The organism is Bradyrhizobium sp. LCT2, from assembly GCF_009931255.1.
In the GTDB taxonomy this organism is placed as follows: domain Bacteria; phylum Pseudomonadota; class Alphaproteobacteria; order Rhizobiales; family Xanthobacteraceae; genus Bradyrhizobium; species Bradyrhizobium diazoefficiens.
Genome location: NZ_CP034432.1, coordinates 2,803,812 through 2,822,245, shown reverse-complemented (window position 1 = coordinate 2,822,245; position 18,434 = coordinate 2,803,812). Strand labels below are relative to the sequence as shown.

Below are 18,434 nucleotides of genomic sequence, written 5' to 3'. Positions count from 1 at the left end.
GCCGCTGGGTACCCACCTCTCCCCAGCGGGGAGAGGTGAAGAACCTGCCGCGCCGATCTACTTCGACCGCTGCATCGCGGGCTTCTCGCTCTCCTGCCTTGCCGCCGATAGATTATGCGCGGTGTTGACCAGCGCGATGTGGGTCAGCGCCTGCGGGAAGTTGCCGGTCTGGCGGCCCGCCACGGAATCGTATTCCTCGGCCAATAGCCCGACGTCGTTGGCAAGGGCGGCCACGCGGTCGAACAGCACCTGCGCCGTGTCGAGATCGCCCGACAGCACATAGGCATCGGCGAGCCAGAGGGTGCAGGCCAGGAACGCGCCCTCGGTCGGCTGCTTTTCCTCGGACACTTCGCGCGGATCGTGCCGCAGCACGAAGCCGTCGCACATCAGGTGCTTTTCGACGGCTGCGATGGTGCCGCGGATGCGCGGGTCCTCCGCCGGCAGGAAGCCGACCGCCGGCACCAGCAGCACGCTGGCGTCGAGCAGCTTTGAGCCGTAGGACTCGACGAAGGCATTTTCCTCCGCGTCGAAGCCATTGTTGCAGACGTCGCGGTGAATGGCCTCGCGCAGCGCGCGCCAGTGCAGCAGCGGCGCCCTGAAGCCAAAGGTCTCGGCGCTCTTGATGCCGCGGTCGAAGGCGACCCAGGTCATCACCTTGGAGAAGACGTAGTGCTTCGGCTCGCCGCGCCGCTCCCAGATGCCGTGGTCGGGCTGGTCCCAGACCTCGGCGAGATGATTGAGCACCGCGCATTCCAGCGCCCAGGTCGCTTCGTCATTGAGCTTGAGCCTGGCCATGCGCGTCTGGTGGAAGGCGTCGATCAGTTCGCCATAGACGTCGAGCTGCAGCTGTGCATGCGCGGCATTGCCGACGCGGACCGGCTGGGCGCCCTCATAACCGTCGAGCCAGCCCGCCTCCCATTCCAGCAGGCGCCGCTGGCCCCAGATGCCGTACATGATCTGCATGTTCGCCGGCGAGCCGGCGGCGGCGCGCAAGAGCCAATTGTGCCAGGCCAAGGCCTCCTCGGTATAACCCGAGTTCATCAGCGCCAGCAGCGTGAAGGTGGCATCGCGCAGCCAGCAGAAGCGGTAGTCCCAGTTCCTGCTGCCGCCGAGCTTCTCGGGCAGCGAGGTCGTGGGCGCCGCGACGATGCCGCCGGTCGGGCCGAAGGTCAGCGCCTTCAGCGTGATCAGTGAGCGCATGATGAGATCGTGATACTCGCCGTCCCGCGTGCAGCGGCTGCACCAGTCCTTCCAGAATCTTTCGGTCTCCTGGAGCGCGATCTCCGGGTCGATCGGCTCGGGCGGATCGAGGTGCGAGGGGCCATAGGTCAGCACGAACGGCACGGTCTCGCCGGCCTTCACCTCGAATTCGGCAACCGTCGTCAGGTCCTCGCCGCGGGTCCCGACCGGCGTGCGCAGCACGGTCATGTCCTGGCCGGCGACCGCCAGCAGCGAACCGTCCCTGCAGCGGCGTACCCAGGGAATATCGACGCCGAAACCGAAGCGGATCACGAGCTCCATCCGCAGCTTCACCGTGCCGCTGACGCCGCGCACCAGCCGCACGACGTCGGACGCCTTGCCGCGCGGCGGCATGAAGTCGATCAAGGCGACAATGCCGCTCCTCGTCTCAAACTGCGTTTCGAGGATGAGGGTATCGCCGAGATAGCGGCGTGACGTCGTGGTGACGTCCCCGGCCGGCGCGATCTGCCAGCGGCCGTTCTTGCGCGTGCCGAGGATTGCGGCAAAGCAGGCGTCGGAATCGAAGGCGGGCCAGCACAACCAGTCGATCGAGCCGTTGCGCCCGACCAGCGCCGCGGTCTCGCAGTCGCCGATCAGCGCATAGTCCTCGATCCTCTGAGACAATGTCGTGCGAGCCTAAAAACCCCGGCGGATTAACTCCCGCCGAGCAACGAACGTTCCCGCGTCGCCGCTCTCAAGGCCGTGAGATCGACCTTCGAGGCGATCTTGTCGAGCGTGACAGGCAGGCGCTGCCGCCAGTTCGGATGCTCGTCGATCGTGCCGGGAATGTTGGGCTGGTCGATCACGCCGAGCAGATCCTCCAGCGACACCGCGAGCAGCCGCGAGGGCGTGCGCGACAGGAAGGCGAGCACCGAATAGAGATCGTTGGCGTTGATGCCGTTCTGGCGCAGGATCTCATCGAGCATGCCGAGCGCATGCCAGCGGGCCTTGTCGTCCTCGCCGGGATCGAGCCCGAGCGACAGCTTCATCTTGAGATCGCTGAAGGAGCGCCAACCCGCATAGGTGCAGAGGTCGTGCGTGTTCAGCGTCACCAGCGCGTTCGGCCGGTAATAGTCGATGTTGCGGAAGTGGCCGGCATCGTCGCGCTCGAACATCATGACGAGGTAGGACCAGATGCCGAAATCCTGCATGGTCTCGCGAAAACCTTCCGGCACCGTGCCGAGGTCTTCGCCGATCACGATGCACTTATGGGCCGCGCTCTCGCGCGCCACGGCGCCCAGCAGCGCCTCGAACGGCATCTGCACATAGGCGCCGTTGTCGGGCTTGAAGCCGCGCGGCACGAGATAGAGCCGCTTCAGCCCGAGCACGTGATCGATCCGGATGGCGCCGGCATGGCGCATCGAGGCGGCCAGCATGTCGGCGAACGGCACGAAGGATTGCGCCTCCAGGCCGCCGGCGTTGAAGCCGGCAAGACCCCAGTCCTGGCCGACCGTGTTGAGCACGTCGGGCGGCGCGCCGACGGCGAGATGGCGCGAGATCGCCGTCTGCTCGTTCCAGGCATCGAAGCCGTTGGACTGCACGCCAACGGCAACGTCGAGATAAAGCCCGACCCGCATGCCGAGCTGGCCGGCCAGCTCTTTGGCCGCATGCAACTGGCTATCGGCGGTCCATTGCACGAATTCGACGAACTCGACCTCGCGCTTGTCAGGGCCGTTGCGCAGCTGGGCGCATTTTGTCTCGTCGGGCTGCCGCCACTCGGGGGGCCATTCCCACCACGGCCCGGTGAAGCGATGCCGCAGCACCTCGAAGCAGGCGAAGCGGGACAGCAGCGGCGCGCGGTCCGCGCGGAAGGCGTCGAACTGATTGCGGCGGACGCCGCTCGCGCTCCGCACGAAGCTGTTAAAGGCAGCGCGCAAGGCCAGCCATTTCAGCGCCGCCATGTCGGCATAGGGGACACGGTCGCCTTCGCGCAGCCGCGCGGCGGTCGCGGCCGCATCGGGGACGAGGTCCGCGGAAAATTCCGGGATCGCCTCGACGTCGATGTAGAGCGGATTGAGAAACAGTCGGCTGTTCGGCGAATAGGGGCTGCAATCGGCCGGGTGGTCGTCGAACAACACGTGCAGCGGATTGAGGCCGACGCCGTCGGCCCCGAGCTGTTTTGCGAGCCGGACGAGATCGGCAAGGTCGGTGAAATCGCCGATGCCCCAGTTGCGCTCCGAGCGGACGCCGTAGAGCTGCACGGCGAGCAGCCAGCCGCGGTCGAAATCGCCGCCGAAGGCGCGCTCGGGCGCCACGATCATCGGCACCTCTTCGGTCACGCCTTCGGCATCGGTCAGCGTCAAGCGGTGGTAGCCGAGCGGCAGGCCGGCGGGCCAGGCGATGACAGGCTCGCGCGTCTCGCCTTGCGCGATCACGTTGCCGTTGCCGGCGATTTTCCATTGCAGCGGCGGCGCGCCGGTGGCCGCCAATTCCGTCCGCGGATGTCCCAGGGCGCGAACCACCACGGGCCCGCTGACGAAGCGATAAACCCGCTTCTCCGGCAGGGCGTCGAGGATGGATTTGAGGGCCACGGGATCGGTGACCCGCAGCTTTCCGAGGGCGTCCACGAATTCGGACTGAACACCCTTGATCTGGGCTTGAGCTAAAAGATCCATTCGGCACGCAGCTTGCAGGCCATTGTGTGGCCGGGGGCAGGGATTTTAACGAGGTGGCGGAAGACGTTAGTCAGGGGTAACTCAAAAACGGGCCTGCCGTTCCCAGGCGGAACTAATGACACACAAGCGGCTTTCTATATAGGTATCAAGCGTAGGTTCCCGACAAGGGAAACGGGCCCTGCTTTCTTGTCAATGGCATCACCGTGAACAAGACAATTCAAACTGTCGAAAGTGCCGCAGCCGGCAGCGCTTTCCTCATCGAAGACGTCTATCCCTTGATCGACGGCGGCCGTTTCGCCGTGAAGCGGATCGCGGGCGAGTGCGTCGAGGTGTGGGCCGACATCTACCGCGACGGCGAGGCCGTGGTCGGCGCCGCGCTGATCTGGCGACGCGAGCAGGACCGGGAATGGCGGAGCGAGCCGATGATCCATCACGGCAATGACCGTTGGTCCGGCGCGTTCACGCCCGTCGAGCCCGGCCAATATCTCTACGCGATCGAGGCCTGGACCGACGAGTTCGCGACCTGGTCTCACGCGGTCGCGCGCAAGCGGCTGTCCGGCGCCGATGTCAGCCTCGACGCCATCGAGGGCGCCGGGCTCCTGACCAAGGCGCATGGCGCGCGGCAGGACGCCGCGGCGGTGATCGTCAGACAATGCGAGGACTATCTTCAGACCGGCGATGTCACCCCGCTGCTCTCAACCGAGCTCGGCAGCGCCATGGCCGAGAGCCAGTCGCGGCCCGACCTCACGCGCTCGCCGCTCTTCCCGCTGATCGCCGACCGCGACAAGGCGCGCTTTGGCGCCTGGTATCAGATGATGCCGCGCAGCCAGGGCCGGATCCCCGGCCGGCACGGCACGCTGCGCGACTGCATCGCGCGCGTGCCCGATATCGCCGCGATGGGCTTCGACGTGCTCTACTTCACGCCGGTCCACCCGATCGGGCATAACAGGCGCAAGGGCCGCAACAATGCGCCGGTGGCGACCGCAGGCGAACCCGGCTCGCCCTATGCGATCGGCACCGCCGAGGGCGGACACGATGCACTGCATCCCGAGCTCGGCACCATCGAGGATTTCCGCGCGCTGGTTGCGACCTGCCTGGAATACGGCCTCGAGCTCGCGCTCGATTTCGCCGTGCAATGCTCGCCGGACCATCCCTGGCTGACGCAGCATCCGGAATGGTTCAAATGGCGGCCGGACCGCTCGGTGCGGACGGCTGATGGCCCCTATTCGGACATCGTCATCCCCGATTTCGCCTCCGTCGACCGGGCCGGGCTGTGGAATGCGTTCCGCGACGCGATGTTGTTCTGGATCGACCATGGTGTCACCATCTTCGCCATCGACAATCACGATACCGCGCCGCTTCCGTTCTGGGAGTGGCTGATCCGCGACATCCGCCGCCGGCATCCCGAGGTGATCCTGTTCTCGAAGACGTTTGCACGGCCGAAGCTGATGAAGGGCCTCGCCAAGCTCGGCTTCGCGCAGTCCTTCACCTATTTTCCCTGGCGCACGTCGAAGTGGGAGGTGGAGCAATATCTCGGCGAGCTGACGCGTTATCCCGAGCGCGACTTCTATCGCCCGAACCTGTTCGTGAACACGCCGGACCTGTTGCCCTTTCATCTCCAGAGCGGCGAAGCCTGGGCCTTCAAGTCGCGGCTCGCGCTGGCCGCGACGCTGTCGGGCAATTACGGGATCTATAGCGGCTTCGAATTGCTCGAACACGAAGCCATCCCCGGCCGCGAGGAATATCTCGATTCCGAGAAGTACCAGATCAAGCAGCGCGACTGGGACAAGCCGGGCAACATCAAGCCCTACATCGCCGCTCTCAACCGCATCCGCAACGACAATGCGGCACTCCAGCAGACGGCGAATTTGCGGTTTCTCGGCATCGAGGACGGCGAGACGATCAGCTTCGTGAAAGAGGCGACCGATCCGGCCAACGCCGTCGTCGCCGCCATCGCCCTCACGCGCGATGCGCGCGAATTCTGGTTGCCGCTCGGCGACCTCACCATCGACGCCGGCGGCCAGCGCCGCCACGTCACCGCACTCGAAAATCTCCTCACCGGCGAACAGTCCCGCATCGAATGGGGCGGGATCAGGTTGCGTATCGATCCCGACCGCGATCCGGCGCTGCTGTTCCGCTGCCTGGCGTAAAGGCTTAACGCCATGAATGTTCTGTCTTCCGTCGATACCAAGAAGATTGAGGCTGCCGAGGTCGTGGATGAGCTCTGGTACAAGGACGCCATCATCTACCAGCTGCACGTCAAGGCGTTTGCGGACAGCAACAATGACGGCATCGGGGACTTCGCCGGCCTGACCGAGAAGCTGCCCTATCTCCAGGAGCTCGGCGTCACCGCGCTGTGGCTGCTGCCGTTCTATCCCTCGCCCGGGCGCGACGACGGCTACGACATCGCGGACTACGGCTCGGTCAATCCCGATTTCGGGACGATGAAGGACTTCAAGCGCTTCATCCAGGAGGCGCAGAAGCGCGGCTTGCGCGTCATCACCGAGCTTGTCGTCAACCACACCTCGGACCAGCACAAATGGTTCAAGCGTGCGCGCCGCAGCCATCCGGGCTCGAGCGCCCGCAACTGGTACGTCTGGAGTGACACCGACCAGAAATACCAGGGCACGCGCATCATCTTCACCGACACGGAAAAGTCGAACTGGACCTGGGATCACGAGGCCGGCGCCTTCTACTGGCACCGCTTCTTCTCGCACCAGCCGGACCTCAATTTCGACAATCCGCGCGTGGTCAGCGCCCTCATCCAGGTGATGAAGCGCTGGCTGGACGCCGGCGTCGACGGCTTCCGGCTGGATGCCATTCCCTATCTCTGCGAGCGCGAGGGCACTTCGAACGAGAACCTCCCCGAGACGCATGCGATCATCAAGCGTCTGCGCCAGGAGCTGGATTCCTACTCCAAGGGCAAGCTGCTGCTGGCCGAGGCCAATCAATGGCCGGAGGACGTGCAGGAATATTTCGGCCGTGGCGACGAGTGCCACATGGCCTACCACTTCCCGCTGATGCCGCGCATCTACATGGCGATCGCGCAGGAGGACCGCTTCCCGATCACCGACATCCTGCGCCAGACGCCGGACATTCCGGCAAGCTGCCAATGGGCGCTGTTCCTGCGCAACCACGACGAGCTGACGCTGGAAATGGTCACCGACGTCGAGCGCGACTATCTCTGGACCACCTACGCCAACGACCCGCGCGCCCGCATCAATGTCGGCATCCGCCGGCGCCTCGCGCCGCTGATGGACAACGACCGCCGCAAGATCGAGCTGATGAACTCGCTCTTGCTGTCGTTCCCCGGTACGCCGATCATCTATTACGGCGACGAGATCGGGATGGGCGACAACATCTATCTCGGCGACCGCAACGGCGTGCGCACGCCGATGCAGTGGAGCCCGGACCGCAACGGCGGCTTCTCGCGCTGCGACCCGGCCCGTCTCTACGCGCCGCTGATCATGGATCCGGTCTACGGCTATGAATCGGTGAACGTGGAGGCGCAATCGCGCAGCCTGTCCTCGCTGCTCAGCGCCACCAAGCGGCTGATCTCGGTGCGCAAGTCGACGCTCGCCTTCGGCCGCGGCACCATGACCTTCATCCGCCCGGCCAACCGCGCCGTGCTGGCCTATGTCCGGCAGTACCACGACGAGGTGATCCTCTGCGTTGCCAACCTCTCGCGGGCGGCGCAGGCGACCGAGCTCGACCTGTCGCCGTGGAAGGACCGCATCCCGCAGGAGATGCTCGGCCGCACCCGCTTCCCGCCGATCGGCGAGCTGCCCTACATGATCACGCTGGGGCCGTACGGCTTCTACTGGTTCCATCTCATGGAGCGCGACAAGTCCGAGCCGGTGACGCCGCGCGCGGTGCCGGAATTCGAAACGCTGGTGGTGCCGGTCAACTCGACCTGGGTGTCGCTGGCGCGCGAGCGCGGCGTGTTCGAGCACGATGTGCTGCCGGGATTCCTGTCGCGGACACGCTGGTATCCCGAGCACGATCCCAAGCACATCAAGCCGACGCTGACCTCGGCGGTGCCGTTCTGCGACATCGGCGACAACCGGCCCTGGATCGCGTTCTTCGAGGCGGCGCAACAGGACGCCGTTGCGACCCGCTACGTGCTGCCGATGCAGATCGAATGGGTGCGCTTCGACCGCGAGCGCTTCAACCCGAAGGCGCTCGCCGCCGTGCGCCAGGGCGCGCGCGAAGGTACGCTGCTCGACGTCGCGACCGACCAGATCTTCATCGGCTTGTTCCTGCGCAACCTGTCGCAGAACCTGGTGGTGGAAGAGAACAATCTGCGGCTGGAGTTCAAGGCGACCAGCCGGTTTGCCGACTACACCATCAAGGAGCCCGGACGCATCCGCGCGATCGAGCAGTCGAACAGCACCGCGCTGGTCGACAACCAGTACGTCGCCAAGATCTATCGCCAGCTCGAAGGAGGCACCAATCCCGAGATCGAGATCGGCCACTACCTCACGGAAGTCGCCCGCTTTGCCAATACGCCGGCGCTGCTCGGCAGCGTCGAGCTGGTCGAGGGCGATCAGCGCAGCACACTCGGCGTGCTGCATGCCTATGTCGAGAACCAGGGCGACGGCTGGGCGGTGACCACGGGCTATCTCGACCGCTATATCGACGAGCAGCGCGTCTTGTCGGCGGGCGAAGCGCCGCGCGAGACCCAGGAGCAGTCGCCCTACCTGCACTTCGTCATGCAGATCGGCCGGCGCCTCGCCGAGCTGCATGTCGCTCTGGCCGCGGCAAGGCCTGACGATCTCGCTCCGGAGCCGATCGGCTCCGCCCACATCAGGCACTGGGTCTCCGACCTCAAGGCACGCGCCGGGCGGGTTTTCGAGCGACTGGCCGACAGCCGCGACGGCCTGCGGGAAGCGGACCGGCCGCTGATCGACCAGCTCACGGCGCTGCGCACGAGCCTGCCCGACCGCCTGAATGCGCTCTTGCCATCCGACATCGACGGGTTGAACATCCGTCATCATGGCGACTTCCGCCTCGGGCAAATTCTGATCGTGAAGGACGATATCTGCATCATCGACTTCGACGGCGATCCGCGTCTGCCGCTGGCCGACAAGCGGCGCAAGCTGCCTGCCGCGCGCGACGTCGCCGGTCTGATCCGCTCGATCGATCTTTCGGTGAACGTGGCGCTTGGCCGGGCCCTGTCAGGAGGCACTGACGAGCAGAGCCGGCTTGTAGCCGCGCTCAGTGAATGGCGCGAGCGCGCCACCACGACCTTCCTGTCCGCCTATCGCGAGGCCATGACCGATCGGCGGCTGTGGCCGGAAGATCCGCAATCCGCGGAAGGCCTGTTAAGGTTTTTCCTGCTTGATCAAGCGTTCGACGAAGTAGAGTACGAGCTGTCCCACCGGCCTGAGGGGCTCCATGCGCCGCTGACCGGACTGCTTCGCATTCTGTCCAATGCCGAGAGCGAAGCCCATGCCTAAACTACCTGCCGAGGCCTACGCGATCATCGAGGGCCGCCACGCCGACCCCTTCCACTATCTCGGGCTGCATCCCGAGGGCGGCAAGAGCGTGGTGCGCGCCTTTCTGCCCGAGGCCTCCAATGTCGAGGCGGTTGGCGAGCACGGCGAGGTCGCCCGGCTCGACCGCGTCCACGACGCAGGCCTGTTCGTCGGCGCCTTGCCGAACGGCTCGAAGCATTACCAGCTACGCGCCAAATTCGGCGACAGCATCGTCGAGTTCGAGGACGCCTACCGCTTTCCGCCGATCCTGACCGATTTCGACCTCTATCTGCTCGGCGAAGGCACCCATCAGCGCCTCTATGACAAGCTCGGCGCGCATCCGATGACGCTCGACGGCGTCGACGGCATCGGCTTCGTGGTGCTGGCGCCGAATGCGCGGCGCGTGTCCGTGGTCGGCGATTTCAATTTCTGGGATTCGCGGCGCCATCCGATGCGGGTGCGCGGCAGCGGCTATTGGGAATTGTTCATCCCGCACGCCAAGCGGGGCGATCACTACAAGTTCGACATCGTCGGGCCACACGGCCATCAGCTGCCGCTGAAATCCGATCCGATGGCGTTCGCGAGCGAGGTGCGTCCGAAGACGGCCTCCATCGTGTTCGACGAGGCGCACCTGCCGCGGCCGCGCCCGGCGCCTGACGGCATCAATGCGCTGTCGGCGCCGATGTCGATCTACGAGGTCCATCTCGGCTCGTGGCGGCGCAAGGGCGACAATGAATGGCTCACCTACCGCGAGCTGGCCGAGCAGCTGCCGGCCTATGCCCGCGACATGGGGTTTACCCATCTCGAATTCCTCCCCGTCAGCGAGCACCCGTTCGACGGCTCCTGGGGCTATCAGCCGACCGGCCTCTATGCACCGACCAGCCGGTTCGGCACGCCGGAGGATTTTGCCGCACTGGTCGACGCCTGCCACCGCGAAGGCGTCGGCGTGCTGCTCGACTGGGTGCCCGGCCATTTCCCGGACGATCCGCACGGGCTCGGCAGCTTCGACGGCACCTCGCTGTACGAGCACGCCAACCCGCTGCAGGGCCGGCATCTCGACTGGGGCACGCTGATCTACAATTACGGCCGCACCGAAGTGACGAACTTCCTGGTGTCGAACGCGCTGTTCTGGCTGGAGCGCTACGCGATCGACGGCCTGCGCGTCGATGCCGTCGCATCGATGCTCTATCTCGACTACAGCCGCCCGCCCGGCGCCTGGATTCCGAACCAGTATGGCGGACGGGAGAACATCGAGGCGATCGCGTTCCTGCGCCGCTTCAACACCGAACTGTTCGCCCGCTTTCCGCAGGCAACCACGGCGGCGGAAGAATCCACGGCGTGGCCGCAAGTCTCGCGCCCGGTCGAATTCGGCGGGCTCGGCTTCGGCTACAAGTGGAACATGGGCTGGATGCACGACACGCTGAACTACATCAGCAAGGATCCGATTCACCGCAAGCATCATCACGGCGAGATCCTGTTCGGCCTGCACTATGCCTTCTCGGAAAATTTCATCCTGCCGCTGTCGCATGACGAGGTCGTGCACGGCAAGCGCTCGATCCTGGGCCGCATGCCCGGCGACGAATGGCAGCGCTTCGCGAACCTGCGTGCCTATTACAGCTTCATGTTCGGCCATCCCGGCAAGAAGCTCTTGTTCATGGGCGCCGAGATCGCGCAAAGCCGCGAATGGAATCACGACCAGTCGCTCGACTGGCACCTGCTCGAATACAAATATCACTCGGGCATCCAGGCGCTGATCCGCGACCTCAACCGGCTCTATCGCGCGGTGCCGGCGCTGCACCAGATGGACTGCGACCAGGCCGGTTTCGAATGGCTCATTACCGACGACGCCAATCGCAACGTGTTCGCCTGGCTGCGCAAGGGGCTCGACGAGCACGCGCGCTGCCTGGTGATCGTCAACTTCTCCCCCAACGTCTATCGCAACTATCGCGTTCGCGTGCCCTTTGCCGGCAAGTGGAAAGAGGTGCTCAACTCGGACTCCGCCCATTATGGCGGCAGCAATGTCGGGAACATCGGCGAGGTTCATGCCGTCGACGGCAAGACGCCCGAGCTCCGCCTCACCATTCCGCCGCTCGCCGCGATCTTCCTCGTTCCGGAAAGCTGACCGATGCGCCTGACTGCCGGATCGCCCGCACGCCTCGGCGCAAGCTGGGACGGACGCGGCACCAACTTCGCGCTGTTCTCGGCCAACGCGCAGAAGGTCGAGCTCTGCCTGTTCGACACGCAAGGCCGCCGCGAGCTCGAGCGCGTCGAATTGCCGGAACGGACCGAGGACGTCTGGCACGGCTATCTCAACGACGTCTCGCCGGGCCAGCTCTATGGCTATCGCGTGCACGGCCCCTACGAGCCCGAGCACGGCCACCGCTTCAACGCCAACAAGCTGCTGCTCGATCCCTATGCCAAGCGGCTCTCCGGACGACTGGTCTGGAGCGATGCGCATTTCGCCTACCGCACCGGCTCACCGCGCGAGGACCTGTCCTTCGACCGGCGCGACAATGCGCGCGGCATGCCCAAGGCCGTCGTGGTCGACGAGACCTTCAACTGGGGCCGGCGCGAGATCCGCCCCAACGTCGCCTGGGAAGACACGATCATCTACGAGGCCCACGTCAAGGGGCTGACGCAGAAGCGCGACGACGTCCCGCCGAACTTGCGCGGCACCTATGGCGGCCTGTCATCGCCGGCGATGATCGAGCATCTGAAGAAGCTTGGCGTCACCACGATCGAGCTGCTGCCGATCCACAGTTTCGTCGACGACCGCATATTGGTCGAGAAGAAGCTCGCCAATTACTGGGGCTACAACACGCTGTCCTTCTTCGCGCCCGAGCCGCGCTACGCCCAGGACAACGCGCTCGATTCCTTCCGCACCACGGTCGCGCGCCTGCACGATGCCGGCATCGAGGTGATGCTCGACGTCGTCTACAACCACACCGCCGAAGGCAACCACCTCGGCCCGACGCTGTGCTACCGCGGCATCGACAACGCCTCCTATTACTGGCTGAACCGCGAGAACCCGCGCTATTACGACGATTTCACCGGCTGCGGCTCGTCGGTGAACCTCACCCATCCGCGCGTGCTGCAGATGGTGATGGATTCCCTGCGCTACTGGGTCGAGGTCTGTCATGTCGACGGCTTCCGCTTCGACCTCGCCACGACCCTCGCGCGCGGGCCCAACGGTTTTGATCGCGGCAGCTCGCTCCTGACCGCGATCCGGCAGGATCCGGTGCTGGCCGCCGTCAAGCTCGTCGCCGAGCCGTGGGACCTCGGGCTTGGCGGCTACCAGGTCGGGGCGTTCCCCTCGCAATGGTCGGAGTGGAATGATCGCTATCGCAGCGCCATGCGCCGCTACTGGAGCGGCGAAGGCAGCCTGATCGGCGACATCTCCAGCCGCATGACGGCATCGTCCGACCTGTTCAACCACGACGGACGTCGGCCGCGCGCCAGCATCAACCACATCACCGTGCATGATGGCTTCACGCTGGCCGACCTGTTCAGCTACAACGAGAAGCACAACGAGGCCAATGGCGAGGACAATCGCGACGGCTCCAACGACAACCACAGCAACAATTGCGGCGTCGAAGGGCCGACCGACGATCCCGGGATTCTCGGTCTGCGCCGCCAGCTTCGCAAGAACGTGCTGGCCTGCCTGATGCTGGCGCAGGGCGTTCCCCTGCTTCTCGCCGGCGACGAGGTCGGTAATTCGCAATCCGGCAACAACAACGCCTATTGCCAGGACAACGAGGTCGGCTGGGTCGGCTGGGGCAATCTCGGCAAGGACGGCGACGACATGGTCGATTTCGTCGCCGGTCTCGCCGACATCCGCCGCCGCTTCTCGCAGCTTCGCAGCCATCGCTGGCTCGACGGACGCCCCAAAGACGGCCTCTCCTACGGCGCGCTGTGGCTGACGCCTGCCGGAGAAGAGATGACGGAGAACGACTGGAAATTCCCGGAAGGGCGGTTCCTCTCCTATGTGATGGGGCCGATGGAACCGGGCGGGGCCGCGATCTTTATCGTCCTGAACGCCGCTCCCGAAGAGATCGCATTCAAATTGCCCAAGATGACCGAATACAAGAGCTGGCAGCAGATCCTCAACACGACCGATGCCAAGCTGAACACGATCGACTTCCAGCCTGGAAGCGACAGCAAGGCGCCGCCGCGCTCCGTGCTCGCCTTCGCGGGGGCGCTATGAGGCCGTCCTTCGGCGCGAGGCCGACGAAGGAGGGCGTGTCGTTCCGCCTGTGGGCGCCCGGCGCGCGACGGGTCGATCTCCTGCTCGACCGAAGGCACGCGATGCAGCGCCGGCAGGACGGCTGGTATGTGGCCGAGATCGCCGGCCTGACCACCGGCAGTCCCTACAAGTTCAGGATCGATGACGAGATCGACGTGCCCGATCCGGCCTCCGCCTTCCAGCCCGAGGACGTGTTCGGCCCGAGCGAGGTGATCGATCACGACGCCTTCGCCTGGCGCGCGCGCGACTGGCGCGGCCGTCCCTGGGAAGAGACGGTGCTGATCGAGAGCCATGTCGGCACCTTCACAGCGGAAGGTACTTACCGCGCCATGATCGACAAGCTCGATCATCTCGCCGCGACCGGCATCACCGCGCTGGAGTTGATGCCGCTGGCGGATTTCGCCGGCCGCCGCGGCTGGGGCTATGACGGCGTGCTGTGGTATGCGCCCGACAGCGCTTACGGTCGGCCCGAGGACCTGAAGACGCTGATCGACGAGGCGCATTTGCGCGGGTTGATGGTGTTTCTCGACGTCGTCTACAATCATTTCGGCCCCGAAGGGAACTACCTCGGACGCTATGCGCCGAGCTTCTTCACCGACACGCACACGCCCTGGGGCAGCGCCATCGACTATCGCGTGCCGCAGGTGCGAGCCTTTGCGGTCGAGAACGCACTGTCCTGGCTCAGCGATTATCGCTTCGACGGACTGCGACTCGATGCCGCCAACCACATCATGGCGCTGCCCGGCGAGCAGTCGATGCTGCAAGACCTCAGCGTCGCCGCCGGCGAGCTTGCCAAGGCCACGGGGCGGCACATCCATCTGGTGCTGGAGAACGGCGACAATCGCGCCAGCCTGCTTGACGCCGCGCAGGAGCCGCCGAACGGCAAATATCGCGCGCAGTGGAACGACGACTATCACCACGTCTGGCATGTGATGCTGACCGGCGAGCTCGCCGGCTACTATGCCGACTACCAGACACCGCGCATGGATCTCGCACGCGCGCTCGCCTCGGGCTTCGTCTACCAGGGCGAGATCTCGGAGTTCTGGGGCAAGAAGCCGCGCGGCGAGCCGAGCCGCGAGCTGCCGCCGGCGACCTTCGTCAACTTCCTGCAAAACCACGACCAGATCGGCAACCGTCCGCTCGGCGAGCGGCTCGAAAGCCTGGCATCGCCGCGGCAGATCGAAGCCGCGCTCGCAGTCACGCTGCTGGCGCCGATGGTGCCGATGCTGTTTCAGGGCGAGGAATGGGGCTCGAAGGTCCCCTTCCCGTTCTTTTGCGACTTCCAGGGCGGGCTGGCCGACGCCGTGCGCAAGGGACGCAGGCAGGAATATGCCTGGGCCTATGAGAAATACGGCGACGAGGTGCCCGACCCGCTCGATCCGGCAACACTGCAATCGGCCGTGCTCGATTGGGGCGGCCGCACGCCGGAGCAGGATGCGCGGCTGGCTCTGGTGCGTGACCTGCTCGCGCTCCGCCGCAAGGAGATCATGCCGCGGCTGAAAGGCGCGCGCTTCGGCGACGCCGAGGCGACCGATAGCGGCTTGCTCCGCGCGCATTGGCGCATGGGCGACGGCACGACGCTGCGCCTCGTCGCCAATCTCTCGGATCACGAGATCATTTCCACTGACAATGCGGGCACGCCGATCTGGGGCGGCGCGGCCGGCGATCGCCTTCCGCCCTGGTCGGTGGTCTGGCGCCTCGGAGGTTGACATGCCTCCGGCCATTCCTCTCGCGACCTACCGGCTTCAGCTCACCGCGGATTTCGACTTCGACAAGGCTGCCGCAGTGGTGCCTTATCTCAAATCGCTCGGAATCACGCATCTGTATGCCTCGCCGGTGATGAAGGCGCGCAAGGGCTCGACGCACGGCTACGACACCGTCGATCACAGCCAGTTCAATCCGGAGCTCGGCGGCGAGGCCGGCTTTGCGCGGCTGAGCGAGGCACTCGGCAGGAACGACCTCGGCCTCATCATCGACTTCGTGCCGAACCATGTCGGCGTGCACTTTGCTGACAATCCCTGGTGGCTTGACGTGCTGGAATGGGGACCGACTTCGCCGCACGCGGCCGCCTTCGATATCGACTGGGATCTGCTGCCCCACCGCGCCCGCGGCGGCGTGCTGCTGCCGATCCTCGGTTCGTCCTATGGCGAGGCGCTGGAGCGCGGCGACATCGAGCTGCGCTACGATGCCGGCGAAGGCAGCCTTTCTGCCTGGTATTTCGAGCATCGCCTGCCGATCGCCCCGGAGCGCTATGGCGAAATGCTGCGGATGTTCGTGAAGGAAGCCGATGCCGCCGAGACGGAGGCCGGCAAGCGCCTGCTCGCGCTCGCGGCCCGCTACACCGGCCTTCGCCGTCCCAACCGCAAGGAAGCCCCTGGCTTCAAGGCGGAGCTGAAGGAGATCGCGGGCGCGGCCGACATCATCGCGAGCGGCCTTTCCGCCTATCGTGCGGCCAAGGATCGTCCGGCGCAGACGCTGGCGCTGCATCATCTGCTGGAGCGCCAGCACTACAAGCTCGGTCATTGGCGGCTCGCCTCCAGCGACATCAACTACCGCCGCTTCTTCGACGTCAACGGGCTCGCCGGCCTGCGCGTCGAGGACCCCGGCACATTCGCTGCCACGCACCGGCTGGTGAAGCAGCTCGTTGCCGACGGCAGGCTGCACGGCATCCGTCTCGATCACATCGACGGCCTGCGCGATCCCGCCCAATACTGCCAGCGGCTGCGCCGGCTGGTGCGCGACGCGCAAGGCAACACCAAGCCGTTCTACACCGTGATCGAAAAGATCCTGTGCGAGCACGAGCGCCTGCCGCATTTCGCCGGCATCCAGGGCACCACCGGCTATGAGTGGATGAACGTCATCACGCAAGTGCTGGTCGACGCCAAGGGGCTGGAGGCGCTGGACGAGACCTGGCGGCAAGTCAGCAATCGCCCACCGCGGCTTGCGCCTTACGTCAAGGAGGCCAAGCGGCGGGTGCTGGAGACGCTGCTCACCAGCGAATTCATCGTGCTGACGCGCCTGCTCGCACGCATTGCCAACGGGCATTACTCGACCCGCGACTTCTCGGCCGACAGCCTGCGGCAGGCGCTCGAGCTCTACGTGCTGCATTTCCCGGTCTATCGCACCTATCTCACGTCCGGCGCGCCTGCCGCGCACGATCGCAAGCTGATCGACGATACCATCGCGCGTGCCCGGGCAGAGTGGTTCGCCGCGGACGAGGGCATTTTCGATTTCCTGCGCGATGCCCTCACCATGGACCTGCTCAAGCCCGGCCGGCCCCCGCACAGTGCCCCACGCGTGCGCCGCTTCGCGCTAAAGGTGCAGCAGTTCACCGGGCCGGTGATGGCGAAGTCGCTGGAGGACACCGCGTTCTACCAATTCCACCGGCTGCTCGCGCTGAACGAGGTCGGCGGCGATCCCGCGAGCACCGGCCTTGCCATTCCCGCCTTCCACGAGGCCATGCGCGCGCGCGCCAAGGAATGGCCGCAAGGGATGACGGCAACCGCCACCCACGACACCAAGCGCGGCGAGGACGCCCGCGCCCGGATCGCAGCGCTCAGCGAAATTCCCGGCGACTGGACCAGCGCAGTTTCGCGCTGGAAGGTGCTGAACGCGCCGCATCTCGCGCTCCATGGCCATCTGCGCGCGCCGTCGGCGACGTTCGAATACATGCTCTACCAGACCCTGCTCGGCGCCTGGCCGCTTCAGACACCCGCGGACGCCGGCTTCGTCGAGCGCATCCAGGCCTATGCGCTGAAGGCCGCCCGCGAGGGCAAGGAAGAGACGAGCTGGCTCAACCCGCACGAGACCTACGAGACCGGACTACGAGACTTCGTCGCGAAGATCCTCGATCCTGCGCAGTCGCGCGAATTCCTGGAGGCGCTGCAAACCCTGGCGCGCCGCGTCGCGCTGCTCGGCGCGTTGAACTCGCTGAGCCAGCTCACCCTCAAGGCAACGCTGCCGGGCGTCCCGGATTTCTACCAGGGCACCGAATTCTGGGATCTGTCGCTGGTCGATCCCGACAACCGCCGTCCGGTGGATTTTTCCGCGCGGGATACGGCGCTTGGTTCGCTGTCCGGTCCGGATTGGAGCAGCTTTATCAAGACCTGGCCGGATGGCCAGCTCAAGCTGGCCTGGACGCGGCACCTCCTCAAGCTGCGCAACGAGCTCGCCGGCGTTTTTACGCAAGGCGACTACCAGTCGCTGGACGTCCATGGCGCGCACGCCGATCATGTCATCGCTTTCGCCCGTCGCCACGACCGCGCTGCGGCGATTGTCGTGGTCGGGCGATTGTTCGCGCCGTTTTCGCAAGGCGGCCGGGAATGGCCCGCGCTCGAAGGTTTTGACGCCACCATCGACATCACCGGCTACGCTGCGCCGGGACTTGCAGGTAACGAGCTGCCGGTCGCGCAGGCTTTTCGTGATTTTCCCGCGGCCGTCATCGAGGCCCGTACAGCGGGCGCCATCAGGCCTGCGCGGCAGCGCGTGCGCGCCTAAAACTCACTTTCCCCCGTCCTTGGTCAGCAGCAACTGCCCGCGCTTGCGGATCGTCGCCTGCGCCATCTCGGCAAAGCGCTGCAACAGCCAGGGCAGCACGACTTGCACCTTGACCTGGTCGTCGGCGACGTCGACCTGGCCGGTGGCAATCTGCCCGAGTGCGCGGATGCGAAAGGTCATGCTGTCGCCGCTCCAGCGCTCCTCCTCCACCTGCATCACGGGAATGCTCGCCGCCGCGCGGCCAAGCCCGGACTTCAGCCGGCGCACCGCTTCCTCGCGGCCGAGACGATGGGGAATTGAAACGACAAGCGGTGCTGACATGGCCGTGCCCTACGCTGATTGAATCTCATTCATCATGCCGGC

General features: G+C 65.7%; 9 protein-coding genes. 6 read left to right on the top strand and 3 right to left on the bottom strand.

What is annotated here, in order from left to right; translation table 11 throughout:
- Nucleotides 1-57: 57 nt before the first annotated feature.
- Both EI171_RS13815 and malQ read right to left on the bottom strand, forming a co-directional pair.
- Entirely contained in the window at nucleotides 58-1,863 is a 1,806-nt protein-coding gene (locus EI171_RS13815; protein WP_161533607.1) for a glycoside hydrolase family 15 protein, read from the bottom strand.
- A gap of 29 nt (nucleotides 1,864-1,892) precedes the next feature.
- On the bottom strand, nucleotides 1,893-3,854 hold the full coding sequence (malQ, locus tag EI171_RS13810; RefSeq protein ID WP_161533606.1) for a 4-alpha-glucanotransferase: 1,962 nt from the start codon (nucleotides 3,852-3,854) through the stop codon (nucleotides 1,893-1,895).
- 203 nt (nucleotides 3,855-4,057) lie between these two features.
- On the opposite strand from malQ, the gene EI171_RS13805 reads away from it, so the two are divergent.
- Genes EI171_RS13805 through treY form a run of 6 tightly spaced genes read left to right on the top strand, consistent with a single transcriptional unit; the run spans nucleotide 4,058 to nucleotide 18,071 of the window.
- A complete protein-coding gene (locus EI171_RS13805; protein WP_161533605.1) occupies nucleotides 4,058-6,004 on the top strand; it encodes a maltotransferase domain-containing protein in 1,947 nt (648 codons plus the stop codon).
- Between the two features lie 12 nt (nucleotides 6,005-6,016).
- Nucleotides 6,017-9,313, top strand: a complete 3,297-nt coding sequence (gene treS / locus EI171_RS13800; protein ID WP_011089506.1) for a maltose alpha-D-glucosyltransferase — start codon at nucleotides 6,017-6,019, stop codon at nucleotides 9,311-9,313.
- On the top strand, nucleotides 9,306-11,453 hold the full coding sequence (gene glgB, locus EI171_RS13795; protein ID WP_038965697.1) for a 1,4-alpha-glucan branching protein GlgB: 2,148 nt from the start codon (nucleotides 9,306-9,308) through the stop codon (nucleotides 11,451-11,453). Before treS ends, glgB begins: the two co-directional genes overlap by 8 nt.
- 3 nt (nucleotides 11,454-11,456) lie before the next feature.
- Nucleotides 11,457-13,535 (top strand): glycogen debranching protein GlgX, encoded by a 2,079-nt coding sequence (gene glgX / locus EI171_RS13790; RefSeq protein ID WP_060908702.1) that lies wholly within the window; start codon nucleotides 11,457-11,459, stop codon nucleotides 13,533-13,535.
- Entirely contained in the window at nucleotides 13,532-15,283 is a 1,752-nt protein-coding gene (gene treZ / locus EI171_RS13785; protein WP_161533604.1) for a malto-oligosyltrehalose trehalohydrolase, read from the top strand. Before glgX ends, treZ begins: the two co-directional genes overlap by 4 nt.
- Nucleotide 15,284: 1 nt before the next feature.
- Nucleotides 15,285-18,071 carry a malto-oligosyltrehalose synthase gene (gene treY, locus EI171_RS13780; protein ID WP_161533603.1) on the top strand — a complete coding sequence of 929 codons (2,787 nt, stop codon included), beginning with the start codon at nucleotides 15,285-15,287 and terminating at the stop codon, nucleotides 18,069-18,071.
- A 3-nt stretch (nucleotides 18,072-18,074) separates the two neighbouring features.
- On the opposite strand, the gene EI171_RS13775 is transcribed toward treY, so the two are convergent.
- Complete coding sequence (locus EI171_RS13775; protein WP_038965696.1) at nucleotides 18,075-18,392, bottom strand: polyhydroxyalkanoic acid system family protein; 318 nt, start codon at nucleotides 18,390-18,392, stop codon at nucleotides 18,075-18,077.
- Nucleotides 18,393-18,434: the final 42 nt, after the last annotated feature.

Bases quoted from the DNA above. Each gene is read 5' to 3' on its own strand.
- glgX (WP_060908702.1), top strand. From the start codon at position 11,457: ATGCGCCTGACTGCCGGATCGCCCGCACGCCTCGGCGCAAGCTGGGAC.
- glgB (WP_038965697.1), top strand. From the start codon at position 9,306: ATGCCTAAACTACCTGCCGAGGCCTACGCGATCATCGAGGGCCGCCAC.
- treS (WP_011089506.1), top strand. From the start codon at position 6,017: ATGAATGTTCTGTCTTCCGTCGATACCAAGAAGATTGAGGCTGCCGAG.
- malQ (WP_161533606.1), bottom strand. From the start codon at position 3,854: ATGGATCTTTTAGCTCAAGCCCAGATCAAGGGTGTTCAGTCCGAATTC.
- treZ (WP_161533604.1), top strand. From the start codon at position 13,532: ATGAGGCCGTCCTTCGGCGCGAGGCCGACGAAGGAGGGCGTGTCGTTC.
- treY (WP_161533603.1), top strand. From the start codon at position 15,285: ATGCCTCCGGCCATTCCTCTCGCGACCTACCGGCTTCAGCTCACCGCG.
- EI171_RS13775 (WP_038965696.1), bottom strand. From the start codon at position 18,392: ATGTCAGCACCGCTTGTCGTTTCAATTCCCCATCGTCTCGGCCGCGAG.